Below are 19513 nucleotides of genomic sequence, written 5' to 3'. Positions count from 1 at the left end.
CCATGAAAATCTTAAATATCGCCATTCAAGGTGTTCCAGGTTCTTTTCACCATCAGGTGGCATTAACCAAATTCGGGGAGGAGACAGAAATTCTTTCTTTTAACACATTTGAGCCTGTTGCAAAATCAGTGGCCAATGGGGACGCTGACTTTGCGGTCATGGCTATTGAGAACTCTATTGCCGGGGCAATTTTCCCTAACTATGAATTGCTGGATAGATATGAATTAACAATCAGGGATGAATATTACTTACCCATTGCTCATCAGCTTATGGCCCTACCCGGTCAAACACTGAGAGCTATTAAAGAGGTGCGTTCCCACCCAATGGCTTTGCTCCAATGCAAAGCTTTTTTGCCGAACATCCGGATATAGAACTGAAAGAGGATATTGACACTGCCGCAGTTGCCAAGCAGATTTCTTCTGAAAATTGGGAAGGTATTGGTGCCATTGCATCCACCATTGCTGCAGATATTTATGGCCTCGAAATCTTGGCCAAAGACATCCAGACAGTAAAATCCAATTTCACCAGATTTTTCATTTTGCAAAAGCAAAAGAAAGTCTGGATTATGTTCCAAACAAAGCGTCTATCAAAGTGACCTTGAAAAATGAAAAAGGGGTGTTGGCAAAACTCCTGACGCTCATGAGCGAAAATGACTTGGATTTGAGTAAAATCCAGTCCGTTCCGGTGATCCATAAACCTTGGGAATATTCCTTCTTTATCGATACGGTATTTGAAAACCATGAGGTATTCAAATCCACCATGGAGGACATTCAGAAAAATTTTGGAGAAGTAAAAATCTTTGGTGAATACATAAGCAGAAAATAATGAAAGGATTTTCCGAGAAAATCGAAACTGTACAGGAATACTATTTTTCTGCCAAATTAAAGGAAGTGAATCAGATGATTGCCGATGGAAAGCCAATCATCAACTTAGGGATAGGAAGTCCAGACCTTGCCCCTGATAAAAAAGTAATTGAGGCATTAAAAAATACAGCTGACAACCCTCAAGCCCATGGATACCAAAGCTATCAAGGGATTCCAGAGTTAAGAATAGCATTTGCTGATTTTTATACCAGAGCGTATGGGGTCAACCTGCAACCTGACAAAGAAATCCTTCCTTTGATGGGTTCGAAAGAAGGAATCATGCACATCAGCATGACTTTCTTAAACCCAGGGGATGAGGTCTTGATTCCTAATCCTGGGTACCCCACCTATACTTCAGTCACCAATTTATTACAGGCAAAGCCAGTATTTTATTCGTTGGACCTGAATCAAAAAGGAAGGCCGGATTTTGAATCCATAGAGCGTAGAGACCTTAGCAAGGTGAAGCTGATGTGGATCAATTATCCGCATATGCCTACTGGAGCCCAAGGATCCTCTGAAATTCTTGAGGAACTGGTAGCCTTTGCCAAAAGGCATCAAATTGTATTACTTCATGATAATCCATACAGCCACATCCTGACTGAAAAGCCACTAAGCATTTTAAGCATCAACGGGGCGGAAGAAGTGGCTTTGGAATTAAATTCTTTGAGTAAAACATTCAATATGCCGGGTTGGAGAGTTGGGATGCTTGCAGGAAGAGCAGATTGGCTTCAAAAGATATTGAAAGTAAAAAGCAATATGGACTCCGGAATGTTTCTAGGTCTTCAAAAAGGAGCGATCGCTGCCTTGGGATTAGGAAAATCTTGGTTTGAAGATCTGGACGAATTGTACCAAAACAGGAGAAAGCTTGTATGGAAACTTGCGGATAAGTTAAGCCTTACTTATGCGCAAGATGCGGCAGGTTTATTCGTTTGGTGTAAAGTTCCCGAGGGAAAAACAGCTGAAGAAATAGTGGATTCTCTGCTATATGAAAAATACATCTTTGTTACTCCAGGTAAGATCTTTGGAACAGAGGGCGAAAATTACATCCGGTTTTCTCTGTGTATGCCTGAATTTAAAATTTTGGAAGCCATCAAACGCATTTAACCATAAACCATGAAATCGAGTAAGTCCTTCCTCTTCAATCTTAGAGATAGCTTTATTACTTGCGAGATTCCATCTGAACTATAAAATATTACTAAACAGATGAAAAAAATACACATCATTGGACTGGGACTTCTAGGAGGTTCTTTTGCATTGGGAGCAAAAAGAAACTAGCTGATTTGACGATTACTGGATATGATGCAAACCCACAACATCAAAAGGACGCCTTGACACTTGAGATTATTTCTGAAGCAAAGGAAACCCCAGATTCAGATACAGATTTGGTGATATTGGCAACCCCTGCCGATACACTAGGGGATTTATTGCTGGCCACTTTGGACCAAGTGGGTCCAACTACCCTGATCTTTGACGTAGGCTCTACTAAATCCAAACTAACAAGCTTGGTAGCTGAACATCCTAAAAGAGCTCAATATCTTGCGGCACACCCCATTGCAGGAACAGAATATTCTGGTCCAAAAGCAGCTTTTGATGACTTGTTGGACAGGAAAGTGATGATCATTTGTGAACTGGAAAAGACAGATTTACACTTGAAAGAAAAGGCGTATGAATTGTTTGAGGCATTGAATCTAAAGCTTCGTTTCATGGATCCAGAGGAACATGACCGTCATTTGGCCTTCGTTTCCCACCTATCTCATATTTCCTCCTTCATGCTTGGAGAAACGGTCCTACAAAAAATGGCCGATGAGAAAAACATCTTCGATATGGCAGGATCAGGGTTTGCCTCCACGGTTCGATTGGCAAAATCAAGCCCCGCCATGTGGGCGCCCATTTTCACGGAAAATCAAGAGAACATCTTGAGTGCTTTGGATAGTTATATCGCAAATCTTTCCTCATTCCGTGAAAAAATAGCTCAGAAAGATAAAGAGGGGCTGTTCAATGAGATGGATGAAATCAATAAAATCAGAGATATTCTAGACCTAGAAAAATAGGCTCTAAAGAACCACATGGAAAACCACGATTCATTCGTGGTTTTTTTATTGATATACTGTATGGATAAATCAGTAAATTCAATGATCTAAACTCAAAAGACCTATGAAACAGCTATTTCTCTTTACACTTTGTTTAATTTGTTCCGTTTCGTTTGCCCAAAACTCTTCCTGGGAAATTCTGGAAACTACCAATGAGGCCTCCCCAAGACACGAGAATTCGTTCGTCGAATGTGATGGTAAATTCTATGCTCTGGGAGGTAGAACAGATCGACCGGTGGAAGAATTTGACCCCAAAACGAAAACCTGGAAACAATTGGCGGATGTACCTATGAACTTCCACCATTTTCAGGCAATATCCTTTGACCATGAAATATATGTAATCGGTGCCTTTACAGGAGGTTATCCCCATGAAACCCCCATCCCAAATTTTCTGATTTTCAACCCCAAGAAAAACGAATGGCGTGAAGGCCCTGCTATTCCAAAAGATCGACTACGAGGCTCTTTAGGCGTATTTACAAGAAATGGAAAGATCTATTTGGCAAGCGGGATCATCGATGGACATTGGGATGGACATGTCACCTGGTTTGATGAATATGATCCTAAAACAGGAAAATGGACCATTCTTCCTGATGCCCCGAGAGCTAGAGATCATTTCAGTGCCACTTTAGTCGGTGACAGGGCTTATTTGGTAGGAGGAAGAAGATCTTCTGCAGTCATAGGGAAAGTACTGGACCTCACAGTGCCTGAAGTGGACTATTTTGATTTCAACACAAACACCTGGCATACCATAGATTCCACTCTTCCTACAGAACGAGCTGGAACATCCAATGTAGCGAATGGCCCCTACCTCGTCGTCATGAATGGAGAGAGTATTGCCCAAGAAGCTGCTCATGCAGAAGTGGAAATGCTGGACACCAGAGATGGTACTTGGACTAGCTTACCAGAACTTAATCAAGGAAGGCATGGCACAGGAGTGGTTTACCATAAAGGAAAGATTTATGTGGCTGCAGGTTCTGCCAATCGAGGAGGTGGGCCCGAGTTGAATAACATGGAAGTTTTGGAATGGAAATAAGTAGCCATCCACTGTCTTAAATTTCCTAAAACGGAAACTAATTCTTAGGTAAACCTCTTGCGATCTGCCTTTCTGGCCTATCATTTGAACTAGTACAACTAAATCAACATACTAAACCATGAAAAATTTATTTGCCCTATTATTCGGTTTACTTTTAACAATTCCGGTTTTAGCCCAAGAAAACATGAACATCCCTCTTATCGAGGTAGAGGGTTTTTCTGAACGGAAATTAGCACCTGATGAAGCGGTGTTTTCTATCCATTTGGAAGAAAAGTCCATGAAGGTGACAGATGCAACCGAAGTATTGAATACGAAAACAAAAAACTTGGCAAAAGCCTTAGAAAAGGCCAAGATCAAAGATTATAAATTGGTAGCAGACAACTTCTCCGTAACTATTAATCGCATTTATAGAAGTGGATATGCAAGAGATAGTGGGTATGTGGCTTCACAAAATCTAATGATTACGACCAGCAGTAAGAACGCAGATCTTCAGAAAATTGTAGAAGCGATCCAAGATTCAGGAGATATGAGTTTCAATCTGAATTTCCAAGTTTCTGAGGCAACTCAAAAATCCTTGGAAAATGAACTTCTTACGGAATCCTTAAAGAACGCTGAAAGCAGAGCCAGACTGGTCGCGGAAACCTTGGGAATCAAAAACATCAGGGTTCATCGAGTATCCATTAGCAGCGCTCCAAAGCCAGTTTATAAGATGCAGGCGATGAGAGCAAGTGCCGATGCTGGAAACGAGGCATTATTGGCTCCGGATTCCCAATCACTGCAGAAAACTGTCATGGTATATTATACCTACTGAATCAACACACCTAATCATTGAAAAAAGAGACACTGCCTAGTGTCTTTTTTTTGTTGTATTCACCTTTTTTACCTGTGCTTTAATGGATTCTTTCTAGTTTTAATGGTATGTTGGAATGGAAAGCCCCAGGCTGGAATCACGTCAAAAAAACACTGCCTAATTTAAATCCATGGAAGAGTTACAAACCCTCCTTCAACATGAATTTGGTTTTGAAAACCCAAAAATTGAAAAGCTAAATGGTTATTTTAATATCAACTATTTGGTTTCTGACCCCCATACTTCCTTTATCCTGAAAACTTATCCATTTGATCAGGAGCTGTTCGATACCCTGGAAGCAGAGACTCAAGTCCTCATCCACCTTCAGACCTTATCCAAAGACAAATATCCAAGACCAATTTCTTTTGCGAATGGAGAATTTCTCCAAGTGTTTAATTTAAACGGAAAAAACACGATAGGGAGGCTCCTCTCCTTTTTAAATGGTTCATTTTTAGGTGATACGCCAGCTTCTCCATCCCTTTTTGCAAGCATGGGAAGGTTTATGGGCGAATTAGACCGAAATCTTGAAGGCTTTTCAAATTACGTTTTAAAGGCAAGAACATTGGATTGGGATATCCAACATCTCAACCTTAACAAAAAGCTGATTACTGATATCCCTCTTCCCTCTGATCAAAATTTGGTTAGATACTTTTTCTTCAATTTGAAGAACACGTGACACCGGTTTTACCTGAATTGAGAAGGCAAATCATACATGGAGATGCCAATGAATGGAATGTGTTAACGGAAAACGGATCTGTTTCGGGAATCATTGACTTTGGAGATGTATGCTATTCCCCTTGATTAACGAAGTAGCCATAGCACTTTGCTACCTGATCTATGATCAGGAAAATCCTTTGGAATGGACACCGGATTTCCTGAAAGCCTATCATCAAACGAATCCTCTCCAGGAAAAGGAGATTGAGATTCTCTATTATCTGATCGCTGCGAGGCTTTGCATCAGCGTTTGCCAATCTGCACACGCAAGCAAAACTGATCCCAACAATCACTATGCTTCAGTGAGTGAAAAGTCAGCTTGGAGACTGCTCAAAAAGTGGGTTGGGATCAGCCCATTGGAAGCAAGTAATTTCTTTAAAAGGACACTAGGGCTTCCCTTACCAGACAGACCAACTGTAAAGGAAGCGCTACATAGAAGACATCAATCCATCAGTCCAATTCTTTCTGTAAGTTATAAAAACCCCATTCCAGTGATTGGCGCTGCATTTCAATACATGTATGATGCTGCTGGAAACACCATCCTCGATGCCTATAATAACATTCCACATGTGGGGCATTCCCACCCAAAAGTGGTGGAAGCAGGCCAGCGACAAATGGCAAAACTGAATACCAATACTAGATACCTATACGATCTCCTTCCCCAGTATGCTGAGCAATTGCTGGCTAAATTTCCTCCGTCCCTTAGCAAAGTTTATTTTGTCAATTCAGGAAGTGCTGCCAGTGATTTGGCTATGCGTTTGGCATTTGCGCATACCAGAAGTAAAAACATCATGGTCATGGAACATGGGTACCATGGAAACACACAGATTTCCATGGATATCAGTGACTATAAATTCTCCAATAAAAAAGGGTTTGGGCAAAAGCCCAATATTTTAAAAGCCCCCATTCCAGACACCTATCTAGGAAAATACCAATCCAATGATGGGAGCGCTGGTAAGCGATATGCTCAGGAAGCCATTTCTTTAATGGAAGAATTTCCTGAAGGAATTGGAGCATTTATCACAGAACCAATTGTCGGATGCGGTGGACAAGTCCCCTTGGCCAAAGGCTATTTAAAAGCGCTATATCCAGCAATCCGTAAACAGGGAGGAATCTGTATTAGTGACGAAGTTCAAACAGGTTTCGGGAGAATGGGAGATCATTTTTGGGGATATGAAGCTCAGGAGGTAGTTCCAGACATGGTGATTTTGGGGAAACCAATGGGGAATGGTCATCCTATGGGAGCGGTTGTAACTACTGAGGAAATAGCAGCTTCTTTTAGCAAGGGAGTTGAGTTTTTTAGTTCTTTCGGTGGAAATCCTGTATCCTGTGCCATTGGACTTTCTGTCTTAGAGGTAATTGAAGAGGAAAAGCTTCAAGAAAACGCAAGAATGGTAGGTAACTACTATACTGAACTTTTTAAATCCTTACAAGCAAGTCATGAATGCATAGGGGATGTTAGAGGGTCTGGGCTTTTCTTAGGAGTAGAAATCGTTGAACCAGGAACTAAAAATCCAGCTACTCAATTGGCAGCATGGATCAAAAACGAGCTGAGAGAAAGAAATATCCTAATCAGCACCGACGGACCTCATGACAATGTATTAAAAACAAAACCTCCTTTGTGCTTTTCCAAATCCAATGCAAAGGAAGTAGTAGATACTATTGAAGATATTTTGAAAGCAACGGTTTAAAATTCAACTTGGAAATTAATAACAGAGCATCCAACCTTGACATTCAAGGAGTCTGAATTCATTTTATCTTAGTTTTTCCATGAACGATCGTATCATCCAAAACAAACCGAAAATCCACCTTCAACTTGAAGCTAAATCTTCAGAGATTGGTTTTACTATGCCATCTGACCTTTACATAGGTTGCCTCTTAAAAACGTTGATTGCTAGTAAACCAAAAGGCAATTTCCTCGAGCTTGGAACCGGCATAGGATTATCACTTTCTTGGATGGTGGATGGGATGGATCCAGATTCAACCATTACTTCAGTAGATAACGATTCCCAATTAATTGAAATCGCAAAAGGATTTTTGGAAAGGATTCTAGAGTCAATTTGGTTATGGAGGATGGTGCCAAATGGATAGAGGAGTACCAGGGCCCTGGCTTTGACTTGATTTTTGCAGATGCCTGGCCTGGTAAATACAGTCATCTGGATGAGGTTTTTCCCTGCTCCAGGTGGGAGGAATCTACGTGATTGATGATATGGATGAGCAACCCAATTGGCCGAATGGACATGCTGAGAAAGCGCAGGATTTGGTGAAACAATTGGAATACCGAGAAGATTTTCATTTGTGCAAAATGAACTGGTCCACAGGGGTGATTCTAATGACTAAAATCAACTAGCCATTCACTTATAAAGCATTTCATTTCAAACAATCCTGTATATTAACTCTGTTAGAAGATAAAAAATCACATTTAAAGCCCTGACCTTCCATGAAAAACCTTTCTAAATGGATTTATTTGATAGGTATAGCCTCCACATTTTCATGTTCCCAACCTGATCCAATTGTGGGAACCTCGGAAATCACCAAATGGCCAGAAGATAAAAAAGGGGCCATTTCTGTCACCTATGATGATGGAATTATCAACCAATTCACGATTGCGAAACCGATCATGGATAGTTTGAACCTGCCTGCCACCTTTTATATCATCACCGGGAAAGTTCCTGGTTCTGGAAAAGGAAAATTTATCGGAAGAGATCCACAGGAAATCATTGCTGAAACGCGAGAATTCAAAACAGATTCCAGCAATTTCTTTGAGCGGGCTTCCCTGATCGCCTTCACGGGCACCACAGAAGCGGAAGACTATCATGCCAGAGTAGGATCAATGTTTGAGTCAGGAAGAGTAGAGGAAGCCTATGAACTGCTAGATGAAGGCTATGAAAAACTCCGAAATGGTAAAATGGTGAATACTGGTGAGGTTATTTTTCATAACAATGAAGAAGATACCACTACCTGGGAACAGTATAAGTCCTATGCTGCCCAAGGACATGAGATTGCCTCCCATACGGTGACCCATCCGAGATTAGCGGTATTGGATGAAGTGAATATGTTGTATGAACTGGAACAAAGCAAAGCCGATCTCCAAAAGTTCATCGGGGAAGAATCAATTTTTTCAGCAGAGGGACCCTATGGCACCGAAAACGAACGGGTCATGGAATATGCTTATGAAATATACCCTGCGCTGAGAAACAGGATGCCTGAATCTTGGCTAGAAGAAATAAACCGCGGTAGTGATGTTGTTCCGGGAGAATCACAAAAAGAATACGTACAATGGCAGCGTGGAATCCTAACCCGGCATTCGTTCGAAGACATGAAATCATGGATTGACACGACCCTGAATCATGACAATATCTGGTTGGTATTAGTGATACATGGAGTAGAAAATCTGGGCTGGGAGCCAAAGACGAAAGAGCAACTTGAGGAGTATTTTTCATTTATGAAATCCAAAGAAAACGAGCTTTGGATTGAAACGTTCCGAGATGTCACCAAATACATCCGAGCTCGGAAAAATACAGAAGTGGAAAGTTCAATGGAAAAGGATCAAATCAACATTGTTTTAAATTCAACGCTCGACCCTGAGATCTATTCCGTACCTCTAACCATCAAAACCTATATTCCAAATGAATGGAACCAAGCCTTTGCTAATGGACAGGAAAGCCTCCCTATTCAAGAGGACTCCAAGGGCAAATATGTGCTTTCCCATATCAGTCTAGGTGAATCAAGTGCTATTATCACCCATTAATCAAGCCGAAATCAAGCCGAGCAACCTTTCCGTTTTTGTCTGCATCTATTAGGGTAAGTACTGTTTTACACTTAACACCAATCAGATGAACGAGATTAAAAGACTGGAAAGAATGGTCAAATGGCAAGGATTAGGATTAATTGTATTACTTATCAGCATCGCTTTTTTATGGATAGATAGATTTTCCCATCCTGTTATCACTACACAGGGGATAGTGATTGTTGACGAGGAAGGAAATGATAGAATACTCATTGGGGCTCCAATTCCCACCTCCAAGGATCGAATTAGGGATGATTTGAAAAAGGTGGAAGCTGCCTATGCAGACTGGTTTCCTCCGGAAGCCAAATTCATGGAGAACTTTGAAAAAGAAGTGGATAATCGAGCCTTTGGCATATTGATGTTGGATGAACATGGGTACGATAAATTGGCTTTGGGGGATCATGTCCCTGACCCTTTTTTCGGCAAAAGGATTGGGCCTTCTTCAGGAATAGTCGTGAATGATTCCACAGGAACCGAGAGAACTGGATATGGTCTAATAAAAATGAAGGATCGATATAGAGTTTCTTTGGGATTTGATAGAAGCGATGGATATGAGGGAATGATATTGGGCTTAGACGACAAAGAGGGTGCTCAAATTAGTATTCAAAGCAGTGATTTTGAGGAGAACCTTCGACTAGGACAGAACCTGAAAAACAACGCCTTTGAAATTCTATACGAAAACAAGAAAGACAGCATCACCCAAATTTTCCCAAATAAGTAAAATCGATTATTTGAAACATCCTGTCAGATTTACCGGACAAGTAGTTCAGCGAGAATCTTTTACCATGCTTCACTCCATAGGTTCATTAGTAAAAGAAAACTAATTCCTCACTGAATATTTCATGAAAAACATCTGATTTTTAATAAATTATAACTCGAACTTTTAATAAACCCCGATAAACCAAACAGACCATGAAACAATTAAAAAAAGAGGATATCCAACAGGAAGTTTTTGATCTCTATGATGCCTATGCACACAACAAACTAGACCGAAGGACTTTTGTAGAAAAACTTTCGGCTTATGCCGTTGGAGGAGTTACGGTAGCCTCATTAATGAGTGCCATGATGCCTAATTATGTGGACACCCGAACCATATTACCAGATGATGAGCGCCTGGAATCTGAATACATTATGTACGACTCCCCCAAAGGAGGAGGCAAAATCAAAGGATTGCTCTCCACTCCTACCGGGATGACTGGCAAGGTTCCTGGAATCGTGGTAGTACATGAAAACAGGGGGTTGAATCCCTATATAGAAGATGTGGGAAGGAGATGTGCAGTGGCTGGTTTTATTTCCTTGGCCCCAGATGCCTTGACTCCTTTGGGAGGCTATCCCGGTAATGATGATGAAGGTAGAGCCATGCAATCCAAAAGGGATAGAAATGAAATGTTAGAGGACTTTATCGCTGCCTATGAAACCCTCAAAAACCACCCTGATTGTACAGGAGAAGTGGGAGTAGTAGGCTTCTGCTTTGGTGGTTGGATTTCCAATATGATGGCTGTAAGACTACCCGATTTGGGCGCTGCAGTCCCTTTTTATGGAGGACAACCCTCTGCGGAGGATGCCGCCAAGATCAAAGCTCCTCTGATGCTTCAATATGCCGGTTTGGATGAACGTGTCAATGCAGGATGGCCAGCCTATGAGGAAGTTTTGAAAGCAAACAATATTGAATACCAAGCTTTTGTTTACCCAGATGTAAATCACGGATTTCATAATAACACCACCCCGAGATATGACGAGGCTGCGGCGACTTTGGCTTGGGAAAGAACCATTGATTTTTTCAATAAAAAGCTCAAAAGTTAACGATTTTGATTCTAAAAAGGGGAGTGATTTGCTCCCCTTTTTTAATGCGATTTGATTAGTAAATCATGCCTAAATAAATCAAAAAGGTCAATATACCTAGGGCTAACCCCAGAATAAACACATTATAAGCATGTCTTAGGAGCATGTATTTTTTATTGAGGACTTTGGCCTGATAAAATAACGCGATAGACATTTGTTCCTGAATTTCTTTTTTGGAAGGTAGAATCCGGTTTACCTCACTCAAGTACTCTTCCATCGATAAATCCGCGCTTGAACCAAAAAACATAATACTGGATTTTGGGTCTATATTGGAGGTGGTTTTATTACCCATGATTTTCGGTTTTGCTGACTGAACTGCCAGGATCGTAGAAACAAAGCAGGTAAACAGAAGCAATAAAATGGGTAATAAAGTAATGGGTCGTTCTATTTCAATCTGATGAGAGATAGTCCCATACCCCATGATGGCCACTACAGATGAAATCACCAAAGCATTGATACTGATAATAATGTTTGCCTTGTTGTCAGCAATCTGAAGAAGGTTGCAATTATTCTTAAAAGTCACTCGAAAGAAAGTCTGATGCTCTCTATCCGTCTTTTCTTTTTTTAAAATGAGTTGTTCTTCCATAGTATATGAATGTACCACTGGAATTTACACAATAATTTAAAAGAAGAGGAACAAATCCCAGACCATAATTTTAACAATCAGCCTTTTAACCAACTAATAAACACCAATACAGGTTAAAAAATCAACAATCCTTGTGATCTCAAAATATCCCAAACTTCAGATTCTACCAACTCTTCGAAGTCTCCAAGTTGGCTTTCATAACTTTGACGGATAGGTTTCAGGGTCTTTAGGTTCTGGGAGTAGGAAACCTCGGAAAGCAAATTAAACACCCACTCGCCCAAAGCCATTGGCAATTCCATTGCGAAATCTTCTTTTTCCCTGAAAAAACCAAATCACAGGAATCCTCATCTTCCAAGGCAATCAATTCAGGTTGAGCCCCGATCCAGAGAATTCGTTGTTGATCCTTATAGGGAATATCAGGTTCACCTTGAATTGCTTTTGCGATATACTGAGGACCAATGCTTGTCTTTGGCATTTTCCTATCAAACCAATCTTGCAGGGGTATTTCAAAACCAATTCCATGCATGTAATTAAAAAGAGACTTTCTTAATCCATCTCCAAACTCCCCATGGTCAGCTCCTACAGGATCCACAAATTCCAATTCATTATTGGCAAAATCCCCCTCTTTCTCTCCCACCCGGGAAATACTAAAGGCCTTTGGGTTTAATCCTACGGGACTGTGGGCAGTCATCGCAAAGCGATGCCAAAATGCGGATTGCAATACTCCCATTTCAAAAAGTTGCCGGACCATTTCCAAGGAGTCCACCGTCTCTTGTGTGGTTTGGGTAGGAAATCCATACATCAAATAAGCATGAACCATAATTCCTGATTCTGTAAAATGATTACATACTTGGGCTACCTGGGACACTGTCACTCCTTTCTTAATCAAAGCAAGCAAGCGGTCTGAAGCGACTTCCAATCCACCAGATACTGCAATGCATCCAGAGGCTCTGAGCAAGCGGCAAAGATCTAAGGTAAAGCTACTTTCAAACCTGATATTGGTCCACCAGACTACTGTCAAGCCTCGCCTCAAGATTTCAATTGCCAAATCTCTCATCAAGGCAGGGGGTGCCGCCTCATCCACAAAATGGAACCCATTATTTCCCGTCTGGTCCATTATCTCTTCAATTCTATCCGCAAGAATGGAAGCAGTAATCGGTTCATATCTACCTATGTAATCCAGAGAGATGTCACAAAAAGTACACTTTCCCCAGTAACAGCCATGTGCCAAGGTCAACTTATTCCAACGCCCATCACTCCATAACCGATGCATGGGATTGGCCACTTCAATGACTGATAAATAATCCTGTAATTTCAAATCTGAATAATCAGGAGTTCCCACCTCACGCTGGGACACATCCTTCACAGAGGAATTATTCAGGAACACCACCTTACCATCTTCCCGAATAAATGTTCTCTTCAGCTCCTCCAAAGGTCTCTTCCCTTCCAAATGCGCTAACAATAGGCGCACAGGAGCTTCACCATCATCCAAGGTTATAAAATCGATGAAGTCAAAAATTCTTGGATCCTTTAATGATCTCAGCTCGGTATTTGGATACCCCTCCCATCCATACACTGATTTCGGGAAATCGGGATTTGATAAATTGACCACATTTCAGAGCTCCATAAAGGTTGCCAGGAAAAGGAACAGAAAAGGCAATGGAATCAGGCTGAACCTTTTTAATTTCCTCCCCAAGCAATTCTAGCATCATTTGGTCTATCAAGCCAGTTTCCTGATTCAATGCAACTTCCATCTCATCAAAATCACTTGCAGAAACAGCAAGTTTTTCTGCATACCGACTAAAACCAAAATTAGGATCAATGGCTTCTGTGATCAAATCTCCTAGATCTTCCAGGTATAAGGTGGCAAAATACCGGGCTTTATCACGTACCCCCAAGGTCCCAAATGCCCATTCCAAATCATCCAATTGTTCAAACCTACCTGCTTCCGGTAAATAATCTCCTTCCGAAATATGATATGCCAACGTGGGATTTTTATCCTGCAAAAAAGAGATGACTGCATCTATGGTTTGAAGGTAATTTGCCTGGAGCCTGACTATTCTGGCAGCATTGTCCGATAACTCCAAATCCTGCTGTTCAATCAAATCAAAAATCTTTTGAAGTCCTTTTTCGAAAACAAGGCTAAAATTACCTCCATCCCTAAATCCATTTGGTTGGAAGGAATCCCCAAGGTATTTAAATACCCTTTTAAATAGGCTGTCGCAGGATAAGGCGTATTTAGTTGGGTAAAGGGTGGTGTAATAAATAGAACTTTTGTGGCCACAGGTATTGAGTTAGGAAGGATCAAAGTTCGCAAAGAATCCTTGATTCCAAGTACTTCTTTCCAAAATAACCTAAACTCGGGAAAACCATTCCTGAGATAAGCCCTTAATTTTTGGTAGATTTAGGTATTCACAAAAATTAGAGATGAGAGACAATAAATTCAACATCGCAGTACTAATTGATGGCGATAATGCACAGGCTAAATTAATCAAAGAGATATTAGAAGAGGTTTCCAAATATGGAAAAGCCACCATACGACGTATTTATGGGGATTGGACTACCCCACAGATGAATAGCTGGAAAGAAATGATCAACCTTCATTCTTTCAACCCTATCCAAAAATTCTCCTATACCACAGGAAAAAACTCTACGGATAGCTCCCTGATCATTGATGCCATGGATATTCTACATAGCGATAGTGTGGATGGGTTTTGTATTGTGTCAAGTGATTCAGATTACACTGGGCTTGCCAAAAGAATCCGGGAAGAAGGATTATTTGTCATGGGAATCGGGCGTAGAATCACCCCCAAGGCCTTTGTCCAATCTTGCGAAATATTCACCTTTGCAGAAAATCTCGGTCCAGATACGGAAGAGGAGAAAAGCTCCTCCAGAAAGAGCGGAAAAACCTCATCCAATACCTCAAAACAAGGAAGTAATAGAGCAGAAGATTCCAAGAAAGAAGAGATTTTAAAAGAAGCTCCAACCTTGGACTTAAACCTAATAGATAAGGCTTTTGAGATTTCTTCGGACGAAGAAGAAGAAATTCACATTGCTAAAATCGGAGCCTCATTGAGAAAGATTGATCCAAGTTTTGATCCAAGATCTTATGGGTTTAGAAACCTTACCGAATTGTTCCGAAGCCTGAAAAAGTACCAAGTAATGAAAAATGAGGTGAATGGGCTGAATTATCCTTTGGTCAAATTGAAATAAGACCTCTTGGATTATGGAAGATCCCACCCTTATACATCAAGTTGAACAGTTCCTTTTAAGCTCTAATTCAAAATGGAATACTTCACAGGGAATCCTTCAATCCTTACAAATTGACACCATTTCTCCTTTGGAATTGGATGAAATTCTACTGAAAGCATATCAAAAAGTAGAGACCATCAATTTCGCTATTCCACATTACCTTCCAAGAAAAGCTTAGATGTGCTCTGGGGGCATATCGATAAGGTCAAAAAAAGAGAGGGAATGGATTTTATAAAGCAAGATAAAGAGCTCTTATTGGATGAACTGGACAGAAGCGCGGAAAAATGCATGTTTTTATCCCATAGCTTCAAAGATTCAGAAAAGGTAGTGGACCTGGCTAAAGCACTTGCCAAACAAGACCTGCATCTTTGGCTGGCAGAAACTGATTTACTGTACCATCAGCATATCAATTCGGAGGTAAAAACCGCCATTGAAAAGCTCCCTTTTTTCGGAGTCTTTTTATCGGAAAACATCTTTCATTCAGTCTGGTCTGCCAAAGAAATTGAATTTGCCCTGAACAACAAGAAACAGATCATCGGCTTTTTTCATGCAGAAACTTTGAAAAACCTCTATCCAATCAACTCAAAATCCTCCGTAGCCCAGGAACTATTCAGTAGATTTTTCGACAACCATCAAGAAGTGATATTTGTAAACTATCCTAGCGTGGAACAGGCCATTTCATTTCCATTGGGAGAATTTATGAAAATGGATGAATTGATAGCTTTGCTAAAATAAAAAAGGGCCCGATTGCTCAGGCCCTCCTAGATTTAAAGGTAAGAGCAATTATTTACTCTCTTTGATATATCCCCAGCCTTCTTGCTGCTTCTTGATGATCTCTAAAATTCCATCTGGAACAGTTCCTACACCCGGGATCAAACTGGAAGTGGGTAATTTATATCTGTCCAAACTCATTTGACAAACCTTAAACGTCACATTCTCTTTTTTTGCCAATTCCTCCAATTCTTTGGAAACCGAGGACTTATCTTTCAAAACCATGCCTAAAGCACTGCTATAGACCACCATCTCGAATTCAGAATCAGGGTATTGATTCGCCATCACAGAAATGTGCCTCATTGCTGATTGATGTACCCCTTCCTCCCCACTTGTCACGTCAAAAACGATTTTTACGGGAGGAGTTTGAGCATGAACAGCCATGGAAAGAATCAATCCAAACAGGAATAAAACGGACTTTCTCATCTTTTATAAACTTTAGCCTCCAGCAAATACATAAGCGCAGCCATGCTCTTGGGCTCTACCCAATGCCCAGACCCCTGAAGGAACTACTTGGATCCCAGGGTGTACTCCGCTGATCATATCTTTGTATACATCTTCCATTTGCAGGTTCATCTGACCTGCTATAGCCCCACTATACACCTGAAGTGCTAAATCACAGACACAAAACATAGCTCCTCTTGCTTGAAGGTCTTTGATTCCCTGAATTTGAGGCATTGGAAAATCACCTGGTTTTGGCTCATAATATGGATTTCTTAAGGAAGGAGCCCCCGTAGCAGGATCATTCACTTCAAATACAGCCCCTAATTTATACTTTGACCAAAGTCTATCATCTAATGCAAATGGAATGGCAGCGTGTCTAAGTACCGTCATGGCAGTAATGTCAGAATCAGGACTATCAGTTTGATTATTGGTTAAGTAAAATGCCCAATTCCAAATGATTGGGAACCCATCATGGGGTGTAGAACCATCATATACAATTCGATGCGAACCTTTGACCTTTTTAAACCATTCGTCAGCTTCATGCATCTTCTTCTTATTTTCTTCTAGTGGATTTGCAACTGCTGGATTCAATATTCCAGCTAATCCACCCACCGCAGAACCTAATGCGATTTTTTCAAGAAAACTTCTTCGAGAATTACTATTTGATTCTTTCATTTAAAAATTTATTAAGTTGAACTAACACACTTATTCAATTGAGGTAGCTAAAAAATTCTAACTGAATATACTATTAAAATAAAGAAATAGCAATTATTTATCTGAAAATGAACGACTTAAAACATAGGTTGAATTCGCTTTTTTACCTACATTTTACTAAAGCAGGTTTGAAAAGGTTTTTAACCGGTCTCTATGAAAAATCCAGTAAAAACACTACGCCTTTCTAAGAATAGCCATATTTTACCTTTCAGAAAAACAAGCATCATTTATTTAAGTTTAGTAGTAAAAGATATAAGATGAAAAAATATGTTTTTGCTTTTATTCTGGGGATTGGATTGAATTTTCAACATGTAGTTTTAGCTCAATCTTCTAAAAATGATACCCAAGTTTACCAATCCAAAGAACCGAGTTGGGATGGAACCGGAAAAGTTTATTTAGGAAGGGAAATCTCCCAAGTCATGGGATTTGCGGGTAAGGATTGGCTGGAAAGAGCGAGTAGAGAACGAGAAGAGGGAATTGCCGCTGCTTTAGAGAATCTACCCATCAATTCATCGAGTACAGTGGCAGATATTGGTGCAGGCTCAGGATATTATACTTTTCGTATCGCCCCACATGTTCCTCAAGGCAAAGTGTATGCTGTGGAAATTCAAAAAGATGCGATTGATTACATCAATGCAAAAAGTAAAGAACTAGACTTGAAAAATGTTGAGACAGTTCAAGGATCAGAAAAATCACCTAACCTTCCAAAAGGAGCTATAGACCTAGTGATCATGGTTGATGTGTACCATGAGTTATCCTATCCTCAGGAAATGCTGCAAAGTATTTATGAATCCTTATCTCCCAATGGCAAGGTCCTACTCCTTGAATACCGAGGAGAAGACCCTACTATCAACATTAAACCATTGCACAAAATGACCGAAAAACAAGTCACCAAAGAGATGAATGCCAATGGTTTTGAATTGGAGAAAAATGGAAAGTTCTTGCCCATCCAGCACTATCTCATTTACCAAAAGAAAAAATAAGTCAATCAAAAATCACTCGTTGGACGGCCCCAGGAGCTTTTTTATAAAAAACTTCATATTTTTTAAAAAGTAATTACCACTTTTCAGTTAAAACAGCGCCTATAGAATTACAACCAAAATTCTATTCGCCATGAAATTATTATTTCAAAAAAACAACAGGCATTTTTCTTAGCCATTTTTCTCTCTCTGATTTTTTCTTCCTGCGATTTTGGAGGTAAGGAAGAACCGATCAAAATTTCTCCAGATGCTGAAACTATTGGGGATTACCTAAGGAATCTACCGAATGATCCTGAAGAAATATTAAATGTCCAGCCCATTTCAGGATCCTCTCAAAGGACACAAGTCAATAGTAAAACGAGTACTTCTGGATATTCAGGAGGATTTACCGAATGTGTAACATTAACGTATGACCTTAAAAACAATTTTGAAAATATCGCCATCCTCCGTCCTACCAATGGGATTATTTATCCGGGTGCGTTAGTAATCGCAGATAAAGAAACCCTTGGAGGGCTTCCTACTCCAGCCGGAGTAGACAGGGCTCCCGTTTCTTTAAGACTAGATTTACCTGGCATAGGTGAAAATGGAAATATTACTGTCGACAATCCTACCAATACTTCTGTCCAAGCTAAAATCGATGAGGCGTTGGAATGGTGGAATGCAAATGCTTATCAGGAAGGATATGTCAATGCAGCAAATTCAAGTTATTCAGCCAGTACTTCCTACAGCTCCAGGCAATTAAGCATGGATGTGGGCCTGAATGTTGAATGGGCAAGAGGAGATGTCTCCACTCAATTTAGTTATGAATCCACAAAAACTGAACGTGTGGCAATGATGGTATTCAAACAGGTATTTTATTCCATCACCATGAACGAACCTTTCAATCCAGGTGAGGTTTTTGGACCTAAAGCTACCTTGGCCGATGTAGAACAAAAATTCAGTGCCTCTGCACCTCCAGCCTATGTTCAGGCGGTGAACTATGGTAGAATCATCATGTTTAGAATGGTATCTACTTCCTCTGCAACAGACATAGAATTAGAAGGGACTTTAAATTATGCCACTGGAGTAACCAGTAATGTTTCCGCCGAACTGGAATCCAAGTACAAAGAAATTCTAAATAAATCAACCATTACAGTAGTGACCATTGGGGGTAATGCTTCTGTGGCATCCAAGGCAGTGGAAGCTAAAAACTTTGGAGACCTCAATAGTATCATCACTGGGGACAATGCGGTGTATACTAGGGACAATCCTGGAGTTCCGATTTCTTACAAACTAACTTATTTGAAAGATAATAGCACTGCAAAATTGGGCTATACCACAGAATACGATGTAGAATCCTGCACTGATAAATTATATCCTTCTGCGGAAATCTCATTAAATAACAAAAATGGATTCCTTGGAGTCACGATGCGGTTTACCATCACCTACAAACAACGAACAAATGGGATAGAATATAACCGCACTATCAATAGTGGGGATATTAAAACCAATACTAAAAAGTAAAAACCGTACCAGCAGGTGCGTATGGAATACGGCTTACGATTGAATTCCTAGATGGTTTCAAATGGAAATTTCTAAGTGATAGAA

General features: G+C 40.3%; 20 protein-coding genes and 3 pseudogenes. 19 read left to right on the top strand and 4 right to left on the bottom strand.

Annotation, left to right across the window (positions count from 1 at the left end; all coding sequences use genetic code 11):
- The first annotated feature begins 2 nt into the window (after nt 1-2).
- The 14 genes and pseudogenes from V8V91_RS24315 (at nt 3) to V8V91_RS24250 (ending at nt 11140) form a co-directional block, all read left to right on the top strand.
- Nucleotides 3-595, top strand: a pseudogene (locus tag V8V91_RS24315) (prephenate dehydratase domain-containing protein).
- Nucleotides 596-597: 2 nt separating this feature from the next.
- Nucleotides 598-825, top strand: a complete 228-nt coding sequence (locus V8V91_RS24310; protein WP_373397645.1) for an ACT domain-containing protein — start codon at nt 598-600, stop codon at nt 823-825.
- The gene (locus V8V91_RS24305; protein ID WP_373397644.1) at nt 825-1967 is read left to right on the top strand and encodes a pyridoxal phosphate-dependent aminotransferase; all 1143 of its coding nucleotides are present in this window, start codon (nt 825-827) and stop codon (nt 1965-1967) included. The genes V8V91_RS24310 and V8V91_RS24305 overlap by 1 nt, the downstream gene beginning before the upstream one ends.
- Nucleotides 1968-2066: 99 nt before the next feature.
- Nucleotides 2067-2914, top strand: a pseudogene (locus tag V8V91_RS24300) (prephenate dehydrogenase).
- A gap of 103 nt (nt 2915-3017) precedes the next feature.
- A complete protein-coding gene (locus V8V91_RS24295; protein WP_373397643.1) occupies nt 3018-3986 on the top strand; it encodes a Kelch repeat-containing protein in 969 nt (322 codons plus the stop codon).
- A gap of 118 nt (nt 3987-4104) precedes the next feature.
- Nucleotides 4105-4797, top strand: coding sequence for an SIMPL domain-containing protein (locus V8V91_RS24290; RefSeq protein ID WP_074223402.1), 693 nt, complete (start codon nt 4105-4107; stop codon nt 4795-4797).
- Between the two features lie 169 nt (nt 4798-4966).
- Complete coding sequence (locus V8V91_RS24285; protein ID WP_373397641.1) at nt 4967-5509, top strand: hypothetical protein; 543 nt, start codon at nt 4967-4969, stop codon at nt 5507-5509.
- Nucleotides 5506-5634 (top strand): phosphotransferase, encoded by a 129-nt coding sequence (locus V8V91_RS24280; protein ID WP_373397639.1) that lies wholly within the window; start codon nt 5506-5508, stop codon nt 5632-5634. Before V8V91_RS24285 ends, V8V91_RS24280 begins: the two co-directional genes overlap by 4 nt.
- On the top strand, nt 5631-7238 hold the full coding sequence (locus V8V91_RS24275) for an aminotransferase class III-fold pyridoxal phosphate-dependent enzyme (RefSeq protein ID WP_373397638.1): 1608 nt from the start codon (nt 5631-5633) through the stop codon (nt 7236-7238). The genes V8V91_RS24280 and V8V91_RS24275 overlap by 4 nt, the downstream gene beginning before the upstream one ends.
- A 79-nt stretch (nt 7239-7317) precedes the next feature.
- A complete protein-coding gene (locus tag V8V91_RS24270) occupies nt 7318-7638 on the top strand; it encodes an O-methyltransferase (RefSeq protein ID WP_373397637.1) in 321 nt (106 codons plus the stop codon).
- 91 nt (nt 7639-7729) lie between these two features.
- Nucleotides 7730-7897 carry a hypothetical protein gene (locus V8V91_RS24265; protein ID WP_373397635.1) on the top strand — a complete coding sequence of 56 codons (168 nt, stop codon included), beginning with the start codon at nt 7730-7732 and terminating at the stop codon, nt 7895-7897.
- A gap of 90 nt (nt 7898-7987) precedes the next feature.
- Nucleotides 7988-9298 (top strand): polysaccharide deacetylase family protein, encoded by a 1311-nt coding sequence (locus V8V91_RS24260; RefSeq protein WP_373397634.1) that lies wholly within the window; start codon nt 7988-7990, stop codon nt 9296-9298.
- An 85-nt stretch (nt 9299-9383) separates the two neighbouring features.
- Complete coding sequence (locus V8V91_RS24255) at nt 9384-10058, top strand: hypothetical protein (RefSeq protein WP_373397632.1); 675 nt, start codon at nt 9384-9386, stop codon at nt 10056-10058.
- A gap of 191 nt (nt 10059-10249) precedes the next feature.
- Nucleotides 10250-11140, top strand: a complete 891-nt coding sequence (locus V8V91_RS24250; protein ID WP_373397631.1) for a dienelactone hydrolase family protein — start codon at nt 10250-10252, stop codon at nt 11138-11140.
- A 55-nt stretch (nt 11141-11195) separates the two neighbouring features.
- Here V8V91_RS24250 and V8V91_RS24245 read toward each other — a convergent pair whose 3' ends face one another.
- Together V8V91_RS24245 and V8V91_RS24240 are read right to left on the bottom strand one after the other, a co-directional pair.
- On the bottom strand, nt 11196-11765 hold the full coding sequence (locus tag V8V91_RS24245) for a Pycsar system effector family protein (protein WP_373397630.1): 570 nt from the start codon (nt 11763-11765) through the stop codon (nt 11196-11198).
- A gap of 113 nt (nt 11766-11878) precedes the next feature.
- Nucleotides 11879-14049 (bottom strand): annotated as a pseudogene (locus V8V91_RS24240) (radical SAM protein).
- Between the two features lie 143 nt (nt 14050-14192).
- Here V8V91_RS24240 and V8V91_RS24235 point away from each other — a divergent pair.
- Genes V8V91_RS24235 through V8V91_RS24225 form a run of 3 tightly spaced genes read left to right on the top strand, consistent with a single transcriptional unit; the run spans nt 14193 to nt 15752 of the window.
- Nucleotides 14193-14978 (top strand): NYN domain-containing protein, encoded by a 786-nt coding sequence (locus tag V8V91_RS24235; RefSeq protein ID WP_373397629.1) that lies wholly within the window; start codon nt 14193-14195, stop codon nt 14976-14978.
- A gap of 13 nt (nt 14979-14991) precedes the next feature.
- Nucleotides 14992-15195, top strand: a complete 204-nt coding sequence (locus tag V8V91_RS24230) for a hypothetical protein (RefSeq protein WP_373397628.1) — start codon at nt 14992-14994, stop codon at nt 15193-15195.
- 44 nt (nt 15196-15239) lie between these two features.
- Nucleotides 15240-15752, top strand: a complete 513-nt coding sequence (locus V8V91_RS24225) for a toll/interleukin-1 receptor domain-containing protein (RefSeq protein ID WP_373397627.1) — start codon at nt 15240-15242, stop codon at nt 15750-15752.
- Between the two features lie 48 nt (nt 15753-15800).
- Here V8V91_RS24225 and V8V91_RS24220 read toward each other — a convergent pair whose 3' ends face one another.
- Together V8V91_RS24220 and V8V91_RS24215 are read right to left on the bottom strand one after the other, a co-directional pair.
- The gene (locus V8V91_RS24220) at nt 15801-16214 is read right to left on the bottom strand and encodes a DsrE family protein (protein WP_373397626.1); all 414 of its coding nucleotides are present in this window, start codon (nt 16212-16214) and stop codon (nt 15801-15803) included.
- A gap of 12 nt (nt 16215-16226) precedes the next feature.
- Entirely contained in the window at nt 16227-16907 is a 681-nt protein-coding gene (locus V8V91_RS24215; protein ID WP_373397625.1) for a Tat (twin-arginine translocation) pathway signal sequence containing protein, read from the bottom strand.
- Nucleotides 16908-17203: 296 nt separating this feature from the next.
- Between V8V91_RS24215 and V8V91_RS24210 the strand changes: the two genes are divergently transcribed.
- On the top strand, nt 17204-17929 hold the full coding sequence (locus V8V91_RS24210) for a class I SAM-dependent methyltransferase (RefSeq protein ID WP_373397624.1): 726 nt from the start codon (nt 17204-17206) through the stop codon (nt 17927-17929).
- A gap of 123 nt (nt 17930-18052) precedes the next feature.
- Nucleotides 18053-19429 carry a thiol-activated cytolysin family protein gene (locus V8V91_RS24205; RefSeq protein ID WP_373400803.1) on the top strand — a complete coding sequence of 459 codons (1377 nt, stop codon included), beginning with the start codon at nt 18053-18055 and terminating at the stop codon, nt 19427-19429.
- Nucleotides 19430-19513: the final 84 nt, after the last annotated feature.

The sequence above is a fragment of the Algoriphagus halophilus genome (assembly GCF_041729275.1).
In the GTDB taxonomy this organism is placed as follows: domain Bacteria; phylum Bacteroidota; class Bacteroidia; order Cytophagales; family Cyclobacteriaceae; genus Algoriphagus; species Algoriphagus halophilus_A.
This window is presented reverse-complemented; position numbering and strand designations above follow the sequence as displayed.

Bases quoted from the DNA above. Each gene is read 5' to 3' on its own strand.
- V8V91_RS24235 (WP_373397629.1), top strand. From the start codon at position 14,193: ATGAGAGACAATAAATTCAACATCGCAGTACTAATTGATGGCGATAAT.
- V8V91_RS24260 (WP_373397634.1), top strand. From the start codon at position 7,988: ATGAAAAACCTTTCTAAATGGATTTATTTGATAGGTATAGCCTCCACA.
- V8V91_RS24225 (WP_373397627.1), top strand. From the start codon at position 15,240: ATGGATTTTATAAAGCAAGATAAAGAGCTCTTATTGGATGAACTGGAC.
- V8V91_RS24285 (WP_373397641.1), top strand. From the start codon at position 4,967: ATGGAAGAGTTACAAACCCTCCTTCAACATGAATTTGGTTTTGAAAAC.
- V8V91_RS24220 (WP_373397626.1), bottom strand. From the start codon at position 16,214: ATGAGAAAGTCCGTTTTATTCCTGTTTGGATTGATTCTTTCCATGGCT.
- V8V91_RS24290 (WP_074223402.1), top strand. From the start codon at position 4,105: ATGAAAAATTTATTTGCCCTATTATTCGGTTTACTTTTAACAATTCCG.
- V8V91_RS24230 (WP_373397628.1), top strand. From the start codon at position 14,992: ATGGAAGATCCCACCCTTATACATCAAGTTGAACAGTTCCTTTTAAGC.
- V8V91_RS24295 (WP_373397643.1), top strand. From the start codon at position 3,018: ATGAAACAGCTATTTCTCTTTACACTTTGTTTAATTTGTTCCGTTTCG.
- V8V91_RS24270 (WP_373397637.1), top strand. From the start codon at position 7,318: ATGAACGATCGTATCATCCAAAACAAACCGAAAATCCACCTTCAACTT.
- V8V91_RS24305 (WP_373397644.1), top strand. From the start codon at position 825: ATGAAAGGATTTTCCGAGAAAATCGAAACTGTACAGGAATACTATTTT.
- V8V91_RS24210 (WP_373397624.1), top strand. From the start codon at position 17,204: ATGAAAAAATATGTTTTTGCTTTTATTCTGGGGATTGGATTGAATTTT.
- V8V91_RS24250 (WP_373397631.1), top strand. From the start codon at position 10,250: ATGAAACAATTAAAAAAAGAGGATATCCAACAGGAAGTTTTTGATCTC.
- V8V91_RS24245 (WP_373397630.1), bottom strand. From the start codon at position 11,765: ATGGAAGAACAACTCATTTTAAAAAAAGAAAAGACGGATAGAGAGCAT.
- V8V91_RS24215 (WP_373397625.1), bottom strand. From the start codon at position 16,907: ATGAAAGAATCAAATAGTAATTCTCGAAGAAGTTTTCTTGAAAAAATC.
- V8V91_RS24255 (WP_373397632.1), top strand. From the start codon at position 9,384: ATGAACGAGATTAAAAGACTGGAAAGAATGGTCAAATGGCAAGGATTA.